The 17,087-nt window shown below is 47.3% G+C and carries 14 protein-coding genes; 10 read left to right on the forward strand and 4 right to left on the reverse strand.

The window, feature by feature from the left end:
* Positions 1-52 precede the first annotated feature (52 nt).
* The gene (locus QL234_RS29485; protein WP_281561316.1) at positions 53-697 is read left to right on the forward strand and encodes a DUF3087 family protein; all 645 of its coding nucleotides are present in this window, start codon (positions 53-55) and stop codon (positions 695-697) included.
* 164 nt (positions 698-861) lie between these two features.
* Complete coding sequence (locus QL234_RS29490) at positions 862-1,248, forward strand: VOC family protein (protein ID WP_044833553.1); 387 nt, start codon at positions 862-864, stop codon at positions 1,246-1,248.
* Positions 1,249-1,337: 89 nt separating this feature from the next.
* Here the strand turns inward: QL234_RS29490 and QL234_RS29495 are convergent, their stop codons facing one another.
* On the reverse strand, positions 1,338-3,668 hold the full coding sequence (locus tag QL234_RS29495) for a response regulator (RefSeq protein WP_281561317.1): 2,331 nt from the start codon (positions 3,666-3,668) through the stop codon (positions 1,338-1,340).
* Positions 3,669-3,768: 100 nt separating this feature from the next.
* On the opposite strand from QL234_RS29495, the gene QL234_RS29500 reads away from it, so the two are divergent.
* Positions 3,769-4,530 carry a transporter substrate-binding domain-containing protein gene (locus QL234_RS29500; RefSeq protein ID WP_281561318.1) on the forward strand — a complete coding sequence of 254 codons (762 nt, stop codon included), beginning with the start codon at positions 3,769-3,771 and terminating at the stop codon, positions 4,528-4,530.
* 66 nt (positions 4,531-4,596) lie between these two features.
* On the opposite strand, the gene QL234_RS29505 is transcribed toward QL234_RS29500, so the two are convergent.
* Positions 4,597-6,249: an alpha/beta fold hydrolase gene (locus QL234_RS29505; RefSeq protein WP_281561319.1), complete on the reverse strand. Its 1,653-nt coding sequence runs from the start codon at positions 6,247-6,249 to the stop codon at positions 4,597-4,599.
* A 407-nt stretch (positions 6,250-6,656) separates the two neighbouring features.
* Between QL234_RS29505 and QL234_RS29510 the strand changes: the two genes are divergently transcribed.
* On the forward strand, positions 6,657-6,920 hold the full coding sequence (locus tag QL234_RS29510; protein ID WP_044833555.1) for a DUF5062 family protein: 264 nt from the start codon (positions 6,657-6,659) through the stop codon (positions 6,918-6,920).
* A gap of 70 nt (positions 6,921-6,990) precedes the next feature.
* Here QL234_RS29510 and QL234_RS29515 read toward each other — a convergent pair whose 3' ends face one another.
* Positions 6,991-7,800, reverse strand: coding sequence for a crotonase/enoyl-CoA hydratase family protein (locus QL234_RS29515; RefSeq protein ID WP_281561320.1), 810 nt, complete (start codon positions 7,798-7,800; stop codon positions 6,991-6,993).
* A gap of 203 nt (positions 7,801-8,003) precedes the next feature.
* On the opposite strand from QL234_RS29515, the gene QL234_RS29520 reads away from it, so the two are divergent.
* The 4 genes from QL234_RS29520 to QL234_RS29535 all read left to right on the forward strand — a co-directional run bounded on the left by QL234_RS29520 (position 8,004) and on the right by QL234_RS29535 (position 14,251).
* The gene (locus tag QL234_RS29520) at positions 8,004-9,164 is read left to right on the forward strand and encodes a hybrid sensor histidine kinase/response regulator (protein ID WP_281561321.1); all 1,161 of its coding nucleotides are present in this window, start codon (positions 8,004-8,006) and stop codon (positions 9,162-9,164) included.
* A gap of 208 nt (positions 9,165-9,372) precedes the next feature.
* Positions 9,373-9,792: a CBS domain-containing protein gene (locus tag QL234_RS29525; protein ID WP_044833557.1), complete on the forward strand. Its 420-nt coding sequence runs from the start codon at positions 9,373-9,375 to the stop codon at positions 9,790-9,792.
* Between the two features lie 203 nt (positions 9,793-9,995).
* Positions 9,996-13,865: an ATP-dependent RNA helicase HrpA gene (hrpA, locus tag QL234_RS29530; RefSeq protein ID WP_281561334.1), complete on the forward strand. Its 3,870-nt coding sequence runs from the start codon at positions 9,996-9,998 to the stop codon at positions 13,863-13,865.
* Between the two features lie 86 nt (positions 13,866-13,951).
* Entirely contained in the window at positions 13,952-14,251 is a 300-nt protein-coding gene (locus QL234_RS29535) for a PilZ domain-containing protein (RefSeq protein ID WP_281561322.1), read from the forward strand.
* A gap of 66 nt (positions 14,252-14,317) precedes the next feature.
* On the opposite strand, the gene QL234_RS29540 is transcribed toward QL234_RS29535, so the two are convergent.
* The gene (locus QL234_RS29540; protein ID WP_281561323.1) at positions 14,318-15,508 is read right to left on the reverse strand and encodes a class I SAM-dependent methyltransferase; all 1,191 of its coding nucleotides are present in this window, start codon (positions 15,506-15,508) and stop codon (positions 14,318-14,320) included.
* Positions 15,509-15,610: 102 nt separating this feature from the next.
* Between QL234_RS29540 and QL234_RS29545 the strand changes: the two genes are divergently transcribed.
* Together QL234_RS29545 and QL234_RS29550 are read left to right on the forward strand one after the other, a co-directional pair.
* Positions 15,611-15,880, forward strand: a complete 270-nt coding sequence (locus QL234_RS29545; RefSeq protein ID WP_281561324.1) for an acylphosphatase — start codon at positions 15,611-15,613, stop codon at positions 15,878-15,880.
* A gap of 107 nt (positions 15,881-15,987) precedes the next feature.
* A complete protein-coding gene (locus tag QL234_RS29550; protein WP_281561325.1) occupies positions 15,988-16,959 on the forward strand; it encodes an NAD(P)H-quinone oxidoreductase in 972 nt (323 codons plus the stop codon).
* The last annotated feature ends 128 nt before the right edge of the window (positions 16,960-17,087 follow it).

Genomic DNA, 17,087 nt, shown 5'->3' on the forward strand with positions numbered 1-17,087 from the left:
CAGCCATTGACTTGGCTGTCAGTAAGCACATTATTTTTAAGAAGTTTAAAACATGAAATTAATTGAAATTGATAAAAGTCGTTACCGTCAACATTTAAACCGGGTCATCATAGGCTTTATCGCCAGCTTGCTGGCCTTATCCCTGTTATTTGGCACCGCGTTAATAGCCGCCTTTGGCCAAAGCCCGGCTTCGCAAAAAACGGGCAATATTAGCGGGCAAGAGCAAGCATTTTCGGCGCAAAATCCACAGGCGGAAATAGCGAACAATATCAGGGAGCAGGGCGCTGATAAGCCGGCGCTTGATGGCGAAGCGGCTCCTGAGTCTACCGGCAACTTCCGCTATAACCTGCTCGGGGTGATCCTGGCCCTGCTTGCCTGTGCCGCTGTTTTGCACCAGTTAAAAGGTAGTCGTTATTTCAGCGAAATCTATTATGTCTGGCAATTAAAACAACTGCAAAACCTGATTTACCGGCGTCTGAAAAAAATCAAACAGGCCGCCGGCAAGGGAGATGCGGATGCTTTTGCGATACTTTGCTTTTATTATGCCAGTTTAAAGCAGGTGTATTTGCTTGATGACAATACCCTGACTCTGGGTAAAGTAGAGCAGGATATCGCTGCTTTGGAAAAACTTGCCGCCGACAACGGCGTCAGCTTGAGCCCGGAGCAATTCAGCGCCGATCTTATCAAGAAATTTTAGCTTGCCGCTTGATCGCTTTTGAATCTTTAGCCGTCAAATTTTTGCAATATAACCCTCAAAAAGCAGCGCCTTGTCCAATTGTGATTAACTTGACTTACATCAAGGCGCTGGATCCGCTATTCACTACAATCTAATGACCGAATACAATAACAGAGAAAGTGAAAATGATAGGTTATGTTACTTTAGGTACAAATGACTTAGACAAGGCTGTCACATTTTATGATCAACTTTTAAGTAGCATAGGTGCTGGCCGTTTTATTGAAACCGAACTTTTCGTTGCCTGGGCAAAAAGCCCGGGGAATCCGGGGTTTACCATCACCAAACCTTTTAACGGCGCCAGAGCCAGCGTCGGCAATGGTACTATGATCGCCTTCACCATGGACTCACCCGAGCAGGTTGATGCTTTTTATCAAAAAGCGATCGAGTTAGGGGCGACAGATGACGGCAGGCCCGGGCCAAGAGGGGAAATGACGGGGTTCTATGCCGGTTATTTCAGGGATTTGGACGGCAATAAGATCAACGCCTTTTATTACCAGCCCCCCAAGGAGTGATGCTCACGGCAATTAACTGACCGGAATCGGTTGTTGCTCCCGGACATTAGATGCAGGAAAAATTTTCCTCCCAGTTAAAGGTTTAGACGTCAAGTCGCTTGCTGGAGGGCTTCGCTGTTTTTGCGTTTGTTGTGAGCGGCAAGCGTGCTTAATATCGCATCCCGGCTAATGGGTTTATTAATAAAGTCATCCATGCCGGCATCAAGGCATTTTTGTTTATCTTCGGTTTGGCTGCCGGCGGTAATGGCGATGATTTTAATGTGTTGGCCCGGCTCTTCCCGCCGCCTGATTTGCCTTGCCGCTTCAAAGCCGTCCATTTGCGGCATAAAACAGTCCATAAAAATAATATCAAACTCTCCGTGCTGCCAAAGTTCAATGGCTTTTTGACCATTATCGGCAACGGTCACTTCGCAGTTAAAGCTTTTTAAGATTTTTGTCGCGACGATTTGGTTTACCCGGATATCTTCTACCAGCAAGATATTAAGATCAAAATCATGTTCCTGATCAAGCTGCTGCTCAAAGGTTTTCTTGGCGGAATACTTGGTAAATACCTGGGTATTAAAAATAGAATTGGACAATACCAGGTTAATGATATTAAGGATTTCGTGATCTTTGGCCGGGGTGGCCATTAATCCCTGGATCCCGGCTTTCTGGCACTTTTCGATATCGCTGTGCTCGGGCTCTGCACTGGTTAAAATAATTTTCAGCTGGACAAATTTGGCATTTTTGCGAATGGATTGGGCTATTTCATAACCGCTGATCCCCTGCATATTTTTGTCTACCAGCAGTAAATGATAGGGATTGCCACAGTTAAATTGTTTATTGAGCCGTTCAAAAAGTTCATCGGGGTTGGAAGTCTCATCGGTAATCATGCCCCAGCTGGTGAGTAAAGGTTTAAACACTTTTAAATTCAGAATTTCATCATCAACATATAACACTCTTTTATTGGTGAGTTGGCGTAAATCTTCTTCATTTTTCGATAACAGATGGGAAGTGGTGCTAAAGGTTATGTCGAAAGAAAAATGTGAGCCCTGGTTGTGGGTGCTTTCTAAATGAATTTTACTGTCCATCGCTTCTACCAGCTCTTTACATATTGCCAGCCCCAGACCTGTGCCGTCATATTTTCGGGTGGTGGAGTTATCCACCTGAGAAAATTTTTCGAAGACCTTATCCCGGTGCGCCTGGTCAATGCCGATCCCTGTGTCATAGACATTAAATAAGATCTTTTGTTTTTGCGGTAACTGTTCAAGGCATTCAACCTTGAGTAAAACATGTCCGCTGTGGGTAAATTTGATGGCATTGCCTATCAGGTTCGATAACACTTGTCTTAAGCGCATGGGATCGCCGAGCAAATAATGATCTATGCTTGAGGCTATTTGCAGTTTCAGGGCCAGTCCTTTTTCTCTGGCCCTTGGGGTGAACAGCTCTATCACTCCTTCACATAATTCTGTCAGGCTAAATTCGATGGATTCGATTTCCAGTCGGCCGGATTCTATTTTGGACAAATCGAGCACGCCGTTGATAAGATCCAAGAGGTTATAGGAAGAGCGATTGATGATCTCTGCCAGGTGCAGTTGTTCTTCATTGAGATCGGAAGAGAGTAACAGGGAAGTGGTACCGATAATACCGTTCATCGGGGTGCGGATTTCATGGCTCATATTGGCAACAAACTCGCTTTTTACCTGGCTTGCCTGCTCGGCTTTTTGCTTGGCTTCATTGAGCTGTTCGAATGACTGTTGCAGACTGAGGATCATCTTGTTATAACTGAGCACCATAAAATTGAGCTCATCATCGAGCGGCTTTTTACGGTTAAGGGACAATGGGGTGCTGGCCAGTCCTGCGCGTATTGAGCGCATGCTCTGGCTTAAGCGGGATAAATGGCGGCCGATCAGGCGGTAGACCACAAAAAGGATAAAGGCTGAGACCACAAAGGTTTTTGCCGCTTGGGTAAATAACACCAGCAGGGCCTTATCGTATAAATTTTGATAAACCGGCTCCAGGTTGGCGGTCACCGCTAACAATCCGAGCCTATGTTGCTCGCCTTCATAGCGGTAAAAAATTGGCCATTGCTTGGTTTGAACGTAATCTTCCTTGTTATAACCCAGGCGAATAATACTTTCACCGTCCCGGAATAACTCGACCAGCAGGATGTCGGATATGTTTTTAATGCCGCTAACCTGCACTTTGAGCTGGTCAATATCATCAACCCATAAGGCTGCGGCTACCGTGGATACATAACTTTTTTCGATTTGCAACAGGCGATCATCAAGTTCTTCCATGTCATGCCGGTAATCGAACAAGAGATGAATGGCGGTAATGATCAAGGTTATTATCGAGCTAACGAATAGAATCCAAAAAACCAGTTGTTTAGCTATACCCTGACGAAACTTTCGGCCTGACTGCGCGTGAGTAATTGCCACAAAATCATCCTTGCACTGGAAAATGAGATTTTCTGAGTTAACCTTAGTAAACAGAAGGTTAATTATCAATATTTCTTCGCAATCTAGCACGGGATCTGTTATGGGACTTCAGACTATAGCGCTTGTTTTTATATCATTATTCTGGCTGACAGGGATAAAAGCTTATGCAGAAACAATTAATTACGTCGTGGTCGACAATCAGTCCAAGCCTTTTCAAATCGAAGAAAATTCTGAAAATCATTCGGGTATCATTACCGATATCATCAAGGAAATATTTAAGGGATCGGTATATGAGGTCAAGTTTCATACCTTGCCTTTTAACCGTATGATAAAAATGTTGTCCACCGGGAAAATTAAAAACTGGATCACTTATGGCTCCCCCAGCTGGGGTGGAGTACAGGCGGAGCATTTGTCCCGGTTGCCGGTTTATCATGTCGAGCATAAGTTGGTGACTAACCCTTCCTATGTCGGTGAAGTCGATGAGGTGGAAGACTTGTTCGGGAAAACCCTGATTTTGCTGCATGGTTTTGATTACCCCGGGCTGGAGCCTTATTTGCAGGCGAAGACCATTAAAGAGATCCGGGTAAAAAACCATGATTCCGCTTTTAGGTTGTTAAAAAGGTTATCCGATAAAGCGGGGTTTGTTGAAATGTCCCTACGAATTGAATACAACCTGAAACAGACCAACCGTGATCCCGGTATGTTTTTGCAAAAAAACTTTTCAACCGTTATCTCCGATTATAATATTCATCTGGCTATGGACCCGGATATGGAGTTTCCCTTTGACAGCTTTGTCAATGACCGTTTGGCGGCCCTGAGTCAGGACGGTACTTTAAAACGTATTGTCGAGCGTTATCAATAACCCTTCTCCTTGTTAATTATCTCTAAAAACAGCAAGGAAACTCTTCCTTGCTGTTTTATTACTTAATCAGTCCTTTATCGGCAGTGACAAGGTATTGTTTTCATTGTCGCGGTAATTAATATCCAGATGATAGAGCCCGCTGCCCGGGGAGCTGTATAGCAGGTCACTGGTATCTATTACTAAAGACAGGTAATGGCCGGCAGGGACATCATAAGCGGTGGCGACCATCTCTAAATCCAGGGAGGTCGTTTGCCCGGGGACGGCGTTTAACAGCGTATAAGGCGCATGGCTTATCAGGCGTCCGGTACCGGTCCAGTCGACATCATACAAATATGCCACCAGTAATGCCTCGCTTTTACTCGGGGTAAGCTGCAGCTTGATTTTTGGGATGCCGCGTAATTTCATTTCCCGGGTTAACCAGTCAGATTCCCAGCGGATGGCATTGACAGTGCTGATCAGGGGCATGCTGGCAATAATCGGCGCTTCCACGATATCTTCAAGGAAATAAGACAGTAACGGGATGCCGGTCGTTGCCAAGGTGTCCAGGCCGGAATAAAAGCTGTCTGTTTTTGGCCACCAGGGACGATAGGGGCTTGTTTTCATATCACCGTCACCATCGATTTCTTTTTCATGCAAATACAAGGTTTGCTCTGAGATCGCCGGGGAGGGCCAGTCCGGCAACTCTTCGTAATCGCCGAATTTCACTTGCATGGCAACCGGTGCCTGCTCATTGATGGTGTTGTTTTCCTGTTTTAAATAAAAATCGAACCAGGCATGGGCATTGTGCCATATCCTGTGGTCAGGCTTGCCCATCCCCAGTACTTCGCCTACCGCATGGGTGCCCTGGCTGAGATCCATTTTCTTTGGCCCCTCCAGTGCCTGGTAGAGGGCCAGAACACTATTGGGCTGGAACAGGTTATCGCCGAAATTGTTGGCCAAATATATGGGGACCCGGCGCTCGTTGAGTTTATCCAGGTAAGAGAGCGGAGAGCGCACATCCGCCCAGACGGTGATTTCATCAATACGCTCCTGTTTGAGCAAATCCAGGTAATTGATGGCAATTTCATCACTGGGATCACCGGTCAGGTAGCCTATGCCGGTTAACAGGCCGCCCCATATCAGCCGGGGCGTGTACTGGCCGTACAAGGAGTCTGTCAGGCTGCCCCAGGTACTCATGGCCGCCACGGCACTGATCCTGGGATCATTTGCCGCACTTAATAAACTGATGCCTGAGCCGTAGGAAATGCCGGAGACGCCGATGCGGTTGATGTCAACGGGATAATTGGCCAACAGAAAGTCTATTGCCGCAGAGACATCCCGGACATCTTCGGGACCGGCAGTGGCGATTTTGCCTTCGGACTGACCAAATCCCCGGGTGGAATAACTTAATACAACATAACCTTGCTCGGCAAAACGGGCTGCTTCTACCAGGTATTGATATTCATTCATGCCCCAGCTATTGATAAAAATAATGGCCGGGTACTGATCGGCTGCTGCTGTGGGGACAAAAATATTGGCCTCCAGGGTAATGCCGTCATAAGCGCGGATCTGAATATTATCGTCGCTGGTATAATGCTCAGACTCTTTAAAGACGGGATCCCCGACCATGCCCCTGAGCAGGGAGACCAAGTCCACCGCATTGGCCCCGACACTTATCAGTGACAGGCATACCAGGACGAAGGCGCGAAAGCTATTCGCCCAGATGATGTTTTTGTTCATATTGGATTTCCTTATACTTATATTTTTTATAATTAACAGCTTGGCTGTACCGGTGTGTAAAATTTTCCGGCACTTTAACCATAGGAAAGATCCCTGCAAGGGGATATTTATCTAATTTATATTGGATATCATTGATAATTAGGGATATTTTCGGTCGGTATTGTCCATTCTGGTTAACCAGTATTGACGGCAGTAATGACTTTACCGGCAAAACCACCCTGGGTTTTGGCAATTTGGCAAATAAAGCTGTGCATTTAAGGAAAAAGCCCAAGAAGAAATAAAGCGTAAAGCTGCTGCAGCGCCGACTTTTAAGGGGCGAGCCTGAGACTTAAAGATTAACTTATTCTTTTACTTGAATTATTTATCGTATTGACGCAAATTAGTAAAAAAATATCGGCAGGACCACTATGAAGAAATTTAAAAATGAAGCCGCATTGCTGAAAATGGCGATAGATATAGGTGAAAAATATGCAATGAACCGGGGCTATAAAGGCTTTTCCGGTACGAATTCCGCTAAAGAAAAGGTAGAGTGCCTCTACCTGTTACTGGTGCAGGACAAACTGATCCAGGCTCTGGCCAAAGGCCAGGAAAACCAGCCGAATATGAAACATAAGCTGGCCCTGTGGATCGCCAAGCAACTACCTGAAAATCACCCTTTATTGAAAGATTAACTTTTCTGCCTTAATGGCCCGCCGGCAGCTAACCGGCTGTTATTGCACTGGCCGGCGGCATTAAAGCCGCTTACCAGTGCCCTCTGGCAGTAAAATCTTTTTGTACTTTCTTATCATGGGTTTGGTTAAAGGTTTTAATTTTTTGATTTTTACCCGCCAAGACCTTGAGCTGGTATATAGATTCCCGGGCTAAAGCGGCTCCGGGGCCGCTCCACCAGCTTTTGTTGTATAACCTTTTTACCGCCGACACCGCATCAGGTGATTGCCGGCAAATCTCTATTGCCAGTTGCTTGGCTTTTTCAAGCGGCTGTTCATCAACTTCCATAACCAGGCCTAAGGCAAGTGCCTGCTCAGCGCTGATTTCTTCACCTGTCATGGCAAGTTTTTTCGCGATATCCTGGTTAAGCAGGGTACGCAGTGCCAAAGTGCCGCCCATATCAGGGATCAGGCCCCATTTGGCTTCCATAATGGCAAGGGAACTTTCGGTATGGGCAATGCGAAAATCGGCGCCGAGGGCAATTTGTAAACCGCCGCCCCAGCACCTGCCGGTTATCGCCATAATCACAGGCATAGGCAAGTCTCTCCAGCCGGTGGAGACCCGCTGGGCCAGGTTTGCCCGCCAGGGCAGCCACTTAAATAATAACTGGATGGCATTGAGGGGAGAGCGCATCACAGACTTTATATCTAAGCCGGTACAAAAGTCTTGCCCGGCACCGGAGACGATAACGGCGCGGATATCCCGGTTTTTTTTGAGTTTCTTGATGGTGCTATCAATAGCCTTGAACATCTTGATATCCAGGGCGTTGTGCTTGTCCGGTCGGCTTAAGCAGACATGGGCGATCTGATCTTCGATTGTGACCTTGATGCGGTTATTGTTCATGGTATTTATTCTTTTTTGCTGCCAAGTGAGGTAAGACCAGTTCAGGTTAGCGAATTCAATTTCCCTTGTAAAGTCTGCGCTTACCCGGGCAGGTGTAAATAAGCACCTTTTCCCCGAAGCTTTATCGTTAACAAACAGGACTATACTTAACGGTGGCTCAGTCTTATCAGCTGTTTATATTATCCACAGCCGGGATTTTTTACATGGCAGATGAAAACGTGGGATTTACCATTCTTATTGTTGATGATAATCCTACCAATATCGACTTGTTAAGGCGGTTTTTAGCGCCGGAGCATTACCAAATTGCTGCGTTTACCAGCGGTGAGCAGGCATTAAAGCTGATGGCCAAAATTGCTCCTGACTTGATCCTGTTAGATATCATGATGCCGGGTTTAGATGGTTATCAAGTGTGCCAAAAGCTCAAGCAAGATAGCTTGTACCAGCATATACCGGTGATTTTTGTCACCGCAAAGGTTGAGCCTGAAGATTTACGGCGCGGTTTTACCCTCGGGGCGGCGGATTATATTACCAAGCCGGTTAATCAGGATATTTTACTGGCACGGGTGAAAAACCAGCAGTCCTGTGTCCGGCAATTAAAACTTGAACGCCAGTTATTGGAAGAGTCGGAAAAAATGGCAAAGCTGGGCCATATGGTGGCGAGTATCGCCCATGAAGTGGCAACCCCGATGAGCAACATTGCCCTGGCAATTAACTGTATCTATGAAGAAACCGTCAAGCTGCATCACGCACTTGAGCAAAAACAGTTAAATAAGCATGCTCTGGCAGATTTCTTTGAGATGGTAGAAGAAAGCCTGACCTTATGTGAAAAGAACAGCCAGCTGGCGAATTCGGTGTTATCGAGCTTTAAACAAGTGGCAGTGAACCAGTGCAGTCAGCAGGTTCTCCGCTTTAATTTACATGAATATTTGCTGGATGTTTTGCAGGCGCTCAGGCCGACCCTGAAACGTTTGCCTCACAGTGTTAAACTCGATATTGACCCCGAATTATCCCTGCTGACCTATCCCGGCGCCTTGTCGCAAGTGATCATTAATTTAATCAATAACTCTTTGGTGCATGGCTTTGGTGAGACTAACCGGGGAGAAATTACCATTACCGCCAGGGATACCGGGGACAGGGCCGAGATTCACTATCGTGATAATGGCCAGGGGATAGCCGAGGCAGACCGGGAGCTGGCATTTAATCCGTTTTTTACCACTAAGGCGGGACAGGGGGGCAGTGGCCTGGGCTTGTCCATCAGTAAAAAACTGGTAGAAAATGAATTAAAGGGCAGTATCGCATTAGATCCGGAGCACAGGCCCGGGGTATTGTTTATCATCACCTTGAGTAAAGATATTCAGGCATAACCTGCGCCAAGTTTACTGCGGTCTTTAGTGTTACCTGCCCGCTTTTGCTACCTGCTTGTTCACAATCAATAATTTTCCCTTAAGTGGATGATCCCGCCATTTTTTAATGATATCGTTAAAGTGAAGGGATAAAGTCATGAATTGTTGGCATTTTACGACTACAGTTAACATAAAGCCATCAGGCTTTTTATTAAAAGAGGGATTTAAGATGGAATCATTACAAGTCAAAGAATATATGAACCATTACCCGGTTACTTTTACCCCGGAGATGGTGGTAGAAGAAGCCTCACTGCGCTTTTTAAAAACCAAACAAATAGGCGGCCCGGTTGTGGATAAACACCATCGTTTGGTGGGCTTCTTGTCGGAAAGTGATGTGCTGGCGAAAATGCTGGAAACCATTTATTACAATGAACATATCGCCAATGTCGAAGATCTGATGCGCAAGGATGTGTTATCGGTAAAACCCTATGACTCTATAGTCGAATTGGCGCAATCCATGTTAAAGAATAAACCTAAGGTATATCCGGTGATCGATGATGATGAAAACCTGCTCGGTACTATCTGCCGCAACGATGTCCTACAGGCGATAGATAAACATTTGCGCGCCGGTTTTCACGCCGGGAAATAGTTTACAAATAAAAACAGGCAAGGGAACAGCTGCCTCAGCCCGGCGAACTGCTGTTGGTGGCCATTTGTCAATTGCCGTTAGCAGCAGGGGCTGGCGTCACATCCATTGCTGCAATTGCTTTATAATACTGTTAAAATAGCCTTTTTACATCGCTATTCGAGTTTGTTTTGTCTGTAGAAGTTAGTCCTGAAGCTGTTCCCAGTATCCCGTCGTTATTCAAATTATTAGATCAGGTGGTCTTAGCGGATAAGGCGCGCTTGAAAAAACGTTTATTCGGCTTAAAAAAAATCACCAAAGCGGATAAGCGTGACAAAGCCCAACAGCAGATTGCCGGCGCTATTGAGCGTTCGATAAAACGTAAGCAGCATAAACTCGCCCACCGTCCCAAGATCCGTTACCCGGGCGAACTGCCTGTCTCGCAAAATGTCGACCATATTGCCAAAGCCATTACCGAGAACCAGGTGGTGATTATTGCCGGTGAAACCGGCTCGGGTAAAACCACCCAGATCCCCAAGATATGCCTGGAACTGGGGCGGGGCATTGAAGGGGTTATCGGCCATACCCAGCCAAGACGGATTGCCGCGCGCACGGTCGCCAACCGTATCGCCGATGAGATGAACACTAAGCTTGGCGAGCAGGTGGGTTATAAGGTCAGGTTTAATGATCAGGTAAGTGAGCATAGCTATATCAAGCTGATGACAGATGGGATTTTGCTGGCCGAAATGCAAACGGACCGCCTGCTGCGCCAGTACGATACCCTGATCATAGACGAGGCCCATGAAAGAAGCCTCAATATCGACTTTATTCTCGGTTACGTGAAACAAATCCTGCCCAAACGCCCGGATTTAAAGGTGATCATTACCTCGGCGACCATAGATCCCGAGCGTTTCTCCCGCCATTTTGATAATGCGCCTATTATCGAAGTCTCGGGACGCACTTACCCGGTGGAAATGTTATACCGGCCGCTGGCAGAGCAGGAAGATGTCGATATTATTTCTGGTATTTTGCAGGCGGTGGATGAGCTGACAGCCATCGGCCAGGGGGATATCCTGGTGTTCCTCAATGGTGAGCGGGAAATTCGCGATACTGCCAGCGCCCTGGAAAAAGCGCAATTGCCCCATACCCAGATCTTGCCCTTGTACGCCCGGTTGACGGTGCAGGAGCAAAACCGTATTTTCCAGTCCCATAGCGGCCGTAATATAGTGCTGGCGACTAACGTTGCCGAAACCAGTTTGACTGTGCCCGGCATTAAATATGTGATTGATCCGGGCACGGCGCGTATTTCCCGTTACAGTTACCGCACTAAGGTACAAAGGTTGCCGATAGAGCCTATATCCCAGGCCAGTGCCAACCAAAGGGCGGGGCGTTGTGGCCGTGTTTCTTCCGGGGTCTGTATCCGTCTTTACAGCGAAGAGGACTTTCTCAGCCGGCCGGAATTTACCGACCCGGAAATTTTGCGCACCAACCTGGCCACGGTTATCTTGCAGATGCTGGCGCTGGATCTCGGTGATATCAGTGAATTTCCTTTTGTGCAGCCGCCGGATAACCGCAATATCAATGACGGTATTCGCTTACTGGAAGAGCTCGATGCCATTGCCGCTAGCAAAGGCAAAACCGGCTTAACGAAAAATGGCCGCTTGCTGGCCAAGTTTCCGATAGATCCCAGGCTGTCAAAAATGATCCTCAGCGCCATCGACCTTGGCTGTATCGAGCAGGTTTTTGCCATCGTCAGTGCCCTGAGTATCCAGGATCCGCGCGAGCGGCCCCATGAAAAACAGCAGGCAGCGGATGAAAAACATGCCCGTTTCAAAGACAAAAGCTCAGATTTTGTCTCCCTGCTGAACTTATGGCAATACGTCAACGAACAGCAAAAGGCGTTGACCAATAACCAGTTCAGGCGTTTATGCCAGAAAGAATATTTAAGTTATATCCGCATCCGGGAATGGCAGGATATCAATGCCCAGTTAAGACAAACCCTGAAAGAGCAGAATATTGCCATGAGCTCAATTGACAGCGAGGATGAAAACCAGCTGGCGCTGGTGCATCAGGCGCTGTTATCCGGTTTGCTCAGCCATATCGGCCAGCAGGACGAAAACCGTGAATTTAAAGGGGCCAGGGGCAGTAAATTTTTTGTTTTTCCGGGGTCGGCGCTGGCGAAAAAGCCGCCTAAATGGCTGATGGCTTCGGAGCTGGTGGAAACCAGCCGCTTGTTTGCCCGCATGGTGGCGCGTATCGATCCCCTGTGGCTGGAGCCGCTGGCATCCCACCTGGTGAAACGCAGTTATAGCGAGCCACATTGGGAGAAAAAACAAGGGGCAGTCATGGCTTATGAGCAGGTCTCCCTCTATGGCCTGATCATAGTGCCCAAGCGAAAAGTGAATTTTAACCAGATTGAGCCTTATACCTGCCGTGAAATCTTTATCCGTGAAGCCCTGGTTAATTATGATATCCAGTTAAAAGAAGCCTTCTTTAAGCATAACCGCGATTTGGTGGCCAGTATCGAAGCACTGGAGCAAAAGGCACGCCGTAAAGATTTTCTGATCGAAGAACAGCACCTGGTGGACTTTTACGAGCAAAAGCTGCCGGATACTGTTATTTGCCAACGCAGCTTTTTAAGCTGGTGGAAAAAAGCGAAAAAAACCGATGACAAGTTATTGCATTTTACCCGGGAGTTTTTGCTAAACGAGAGTTCCAATGAACTGTCCAGCCATGACTATCCGGACACCTGGCAACAGGATAACCTGATATTGCCCCTCAATTACCATTTCAGTCCCGGCGATATCGATGACGGCATCAGTGTCATGATCCCGGTCGGGATCTTAAACCAGGTGCAGGCAGAAGGCTTTGACTGGCTGATCCCGGCGTTGAGGTTAGAGCTTATCGTTGCCTTGATTAAAGGTTTGCCGAAAACCTTACGCCGTAATTTTGTGCCTGCCCCGAATTATGCCCAGGCTTGTATCGCGGACATCGGCGAAGGGGACGGGGCATTAACGGCAGCGGTAGCGAAAAAGCTGCTGCGTATGACAGGTGTGCGCTTACCGGAAGATTGCTGGGATGAGATCGAATTGCCGGTGCATTTGACCATGAATTTTAAAGTCCTGGACGAGAAAAACAAGGTGATCCGACAGGGCAGGGATCTCAATGAATTAAAGGCGCAGCTGCAGGGTAAGGTGAAGGCTACTATCAAACAAGTGGCGGATAAAGGCATAGAGCAGGCGAATTTAAGGGAATGGGACTTTGGTGAGCTGCCTTCGGGTTATCAGCGCAAGGTGGCCAATATGACCATTAAAGCCTTTCCTGCGCTGGTGGACCACAACTCCAGTGTTGCCATTGAACTGTTCGAGCAGGAAGTTCAGGCAGAGCAGGCGATGCTTAACGGGGTTAGCCGCTTGATTTTGTTAAATATTCCTTCGCCGGTAAAATACCTGCAGGAAAAGCTGCCCAATAAAGCGAAATTAGGCCTGTATTTTAACCCCTTTGGCGCCATCGGTGATCTATTGCAGGATTGTATCAATGCCGCCTGTCGTCATCTGGTGGCGCAGCAGGGAGCACTGCCGAGATCTGAGGCGGAATTTCAGCTCAGGCGGGATGTTGTTCGCGCCGACATTGCCGACTGTGTGCTGCAGGCGGCGATCAAGGTGGAAAAATGTCTCAGTCTGGCCCATGATATCCGCAAACTGCTGAAAGGCAAGGTGGCGCTGAATGTTATCCAGTCCCACGGCGATATCAAGGACCAGCTCGATAAGCTTATTTTTAAAGGTTTTGTGACCGCCTCCGGTATCGATAAACTTGACGATATGATTCGCTACCTCAATGGTATTCTCAGGCGCCTGGAAAAATTGCCGGTGGATCCCAATCAGGACAGGTTGAAAATGCTGGAAGTGGATAAGGTCACTCAGCTGTGGCAAACCCTGATAGGCAAACAAAGAAAAGATCAGCCGTTGTTGCAGGAGATCGCCGATATCAAATGGATGATAGAAGAATTTCGGGTGTCGTTATTTGCGCAAAACCTGGGCACGGCGTATCCTGTGTCCGGCAAACGCATTGTTAATTACCTGAAAGAGTTTGATTAATAAATCGCCGGCGATAATTGACACTTGCCGATTGGCTAAGTATAACTATATGGTATTAAATACTTATTTATTGTGTTGGAGCATTCATGGTTACTTTCGATGATAAGCGTAATTTCTATCGTATGATGTTAAATTCAGAGGTTACGATCACCATCATAGATGATGAAACCAATCGCCAAATGACTGCCACCTGTCGGGATATGAGTGCCGAAGGCATGGCGATAGAAATGGATTATCCGTTGGACTTAGGTACCCGGGTCAGGGTCAGGGTGGAGTCCTCTACCCAGAGTATCCAGTCTCTGGATGCCCAGGGCAGGGTTGTCCGTGTTGAAGAAGAAGGCCCCGACTGCTACCTGGTCGGGGTCAAAATTGACGACATGGATTAACGGTGCACGATTAAACCTGGCAGACAATCTCCTTACTCCCCGTAGTTAAGGTACGGGGAAGTCTTGTTAATCCACCTGACACACCAGGCCTTTAAGATAGTATCCTTCCGGATAATTCGACGCTACCGGGTGATCAGCTGCCTGGTGCAGTCTTTCCACGTAATAGAGGTTTTTCCCCGCATCCAGTGCCGCATCCGCAACCACCTTGTTAAATAAGTTGCTTTCCATTAACCCCGAGCAGGAAAATGTTAACAAGATGCCCTTAGGTTTGAGCAGCTGCATCGCCAGCATATTGATATCCTTATAACCGCGGCAGGCGCTGGTGAGTTGTGCCTTGGAATCGACAAATTTTGGCGGGTCGAGGATGATCATATCAAAGGTTTTCTTTTCTGCGCGGTACTGGCGCAGCAATTTAAAAACATCTTCTTTGATGCCGGTAACATTTTTGTCCGCCAGGCCGTTAAGCTCGAGGTTGCGTTGTGCCATATCCAGGGCCGTCTGGGAGACATCGACATTGATCACTTCTTTGGCGTCATTGGCGGCGCAATGCAGGGAGAAAGTGCCGGTGTAGGAGAAGCAGTTCAGGATGGACTTGCCTTTGGCATATTTTCCTGCGGCTAAGCGCGAGTCCCGCTGATCCAGGTAAAATCCGGTTTTGTGGCCGGTGGCAATATCGACATGTATTTTAATGCCGTGCTCTTCGATGACACATTCGGTGTTCTCCTGCTCCTCGGTTAACCAGCCGGTAACAGGCTCCAAGCCTTCTTTTTTACGGACATCGACATCGGATCTTTCATAGATATGGCATCCGGGATAGAGCTCTTTTAAGCAGTCAACCAGGGTATAACGATGAAAGTCGGCGCCGGCACTGAGCAGCTGGCAGACAATGAGGTTGTCATATTTATCTATGGTAATACCGGGCAGACCGTCGGATTCGCCGGCGATCAGCCGGTAGCCGGTTAACTTGTCCCGGTCGATAAAATAATCGCGCCGTGACTGGGCAAGGTTAAGTTTTTTGAAAAAAAACGCTCTGTCTATTTGTTCGTTTTCATCAAAACTCCATACCCGCACCCTGATTTGAGATTCGGGAGAATAGGCACCTTTGGCCAGCCAGTTGCCTTTGCTGTCGAAGACATCGACTGTCTCCCCCAGCATAGGTTTTCCTTTTATCTTATTCACACCTTTAGAGAAAACCCAGGGGTGTTTGCGTAATAAAGATTTTTCCCGGCCAACATTTAAATAAATTCTTGACGACATATGCCTATACTTAACAGTAATAAAAATTGCGCTGATTGTAGACAAAGGCCTTAAGTGGCGCAATCAACAATTGTGAAAAGATAACAATAAAGGAAGGGCACAATGAAAGTATGCTTTTCAGTGACTGTCAGTGGTCTTGTACAAGGTGTGTATTTTCGGGCTTCCAGTCAGCAGGTTGCTATAGATTACGGTCTTAGCGGCTATGCACGTAATCTCTCCGACGGCAATGTTGAACTGTTGATTTGTGGCGAACAGGATAATGTCGAAAAAATGCTCAACTGGCTGAAACAGGGGCCGCCTGAAGCCGAAGTGGAGGATTTGCGTCATGAACAAGTGCAATGGCAAGACCATAATTTTTTCGCCATTGAATAAAGCAAAGGACGTAATTATCTGATCAGGGAAGAGAAATCCCCGCATTGATTGCTTTACACTTGTTGTTTTTCATATAATCGGGCAAAACTATTTTGCCGGATAAGTGAATGAAATTTATTGATGTCGATAAAGACAATCAGCTGGTTTTTGCCACCGCCAATCAGCCCGAAATTGCCGAAGATGAATGCCTGATCAAAGTTAAGGCGACAGGGGTTAACCGTGCGGATCTGCTGCAAAGGGCGGGACAGTATCCCCCGCCGCCGGGGGAATCGGAAGTTTTAGGGCTGGAAGTGTGTGGCGATATCGCCTTATGCGGCCCGGCGGTGAACAACTGGCAAGTTGGCGATAAGGTGTTCGGCCTAGTGCCCGGCGGCGGCTATGGCGAATATGCCAAGGTAAAAGCCGGGCAACTCTTTCAGCTGCCGCAGCATTTTAGCTACGCCCAGGGGGCGGCGACAGCCGAAGTGTTTCTCACCGCTTTCCAAAGTTTATTTTCCCTGGCGTGTCTGCAAAAAAGTGAAACTGTGCTGATCCATGCCGGCGCCAGTGGTGTCGGCACGGCAGCGATCATTCTGGCCAAGCTTTATGGCTGTGAAGTCACAGTAACCGCCGGCACGGAAGAAAAACTCAGCGCATGTCAGGCCCTGGGGGCCGATCACCTGGTTAATTACCGCGAACAAGACTTTGTGCAATGGAAAAAAGCACATCAACCCGGCGGATACGATGTTATTCTCGATGTCGTCGGAGGAAATTACTTAAATAAAAATATCTCGGTAGCCGCCCTTGATGGCCGTATTGTTATGCTCGCCATGTTGGGAGGCCGTTACAGCGACCCCCTGGATATTGCCAAACTTTTGTTAAAACGTTTGACCCTGAAGGCATCTACGCTGAGAAACCGCAGTGATGAATATAAGGCTCAGTTGCTAAGGGATTTTAATCATTATTTTGGTGAAGCCTTGCAGCAAGGGAAAATAATACCTGTGATCGATCAGGTCTACCCCTGGCAGGAGGCTGAGCAGGCTCATAGCCGAATGGCCAGTTGTGAAAACATTGGTAAACTTGTACTTTCGTTAGATTAGTTGCAAACTGACTGTTATGTTGTGCCGGCCTGCCTGCAAGTAACCGGCGTAGCTGGCTAAAAAGTAAGTACCTTTAGATTTATGAAGCGTTATAGCAGTAAAAAAAGATCACAATAAGTTTGCCAGAG

It is taken from the genome of Thalassomonas sp. RHCl1 (assembly GCF_947387555.1).
Taxonomy (GTDB): domain Bacteria; phylum Pseudomonadota; class Gammaproteobacteria; order Enterobacterales; family Alteromonadaceae; genus Thalassomonas.

Bases quoted from the DNA above. Each gene is read 5' to 3' on its own strand.
- QL234_RS29485 (WP_281561316.1), top strand. From the start codon at position 53: ATGAAATTAATTGAAATTGATAAAAGTCGTTACCGTCAACATTTAAAC.
- QL234_RS29490 (WP_044833553.1), top strand. From the start codon at position 862: ATGATAGGTTATGTTACTTTAGGTACAAATGACTTAGACAAGGCTGTC.
- QL234_RS29500 (WP_281561318.1), top strand. From the start codon at position 3,769: ATGGGACTTCAGACTATAGCGCTTGTTTTTATATCATTATTCTGGCTG.
- QL234_RS29505 (WP_281561319.1), bottom strand. From the start codon at position 6,249: ATGAACAAAAACATCATCTGGGCGAATAGCTTTCGCGCCTTCGTCCTG.
- QL234_RS29510 (WP_044833555.1), top strand. From the start codon at position 6,657: ATGAAGAAATTTAAAAATGAAGCCGCATTGCTGAAAATGGCGATAGAT.
- QL234_RS29515 (WP_281561320.1), bottom strand. From the start codon at position 7,800: ATGAACAATAACCGCATCAAGGTCACAATCGAAGATCAGATCGCCCAT.
- QL234_RS29520 (WP_281561321.1), top strand. From the start codon at position 8,004: ATGGCAGATGAAAACGTGGGATTTACCATTCTTATTGTTGATGATAAT.
- QL234_RS29525 (WP_044833557.1), top strand. From the start codon at position 9,373: ATGGAATCATTACAAGTCAAAGAATATATGAACCATTACCCGGTTACT.
- QL234_RS29535 (WP_281561322.1), top strand. From the start codon at position 13,952: ATGGTTACTTTCGATGATAAGCGTAATTTCTATCGTATGATGTTAAAT.
- QL234_RS29540 (WP_281561323.1), bottom strand. From the start codon at position 15,508: ATGTCGTCAAGAATTTATTTAAATGTTGGCCGGGAAAAATCTTTATTA.
- QL234_RS29545 (WP_281561324.1), top strand. From the start codon at position 15,611: ATGAAAGTATGCTTTTCAGTGACTGTCAGTGGTCTTGTACAAGGTGTG.
- QL234_RS29550 (WP_281561325.1), top strand. From the start codon at position 15,988: ATGAAATTTATTGATGTCGATAAAGACAATCAGCTGGTTTTTGCCACC.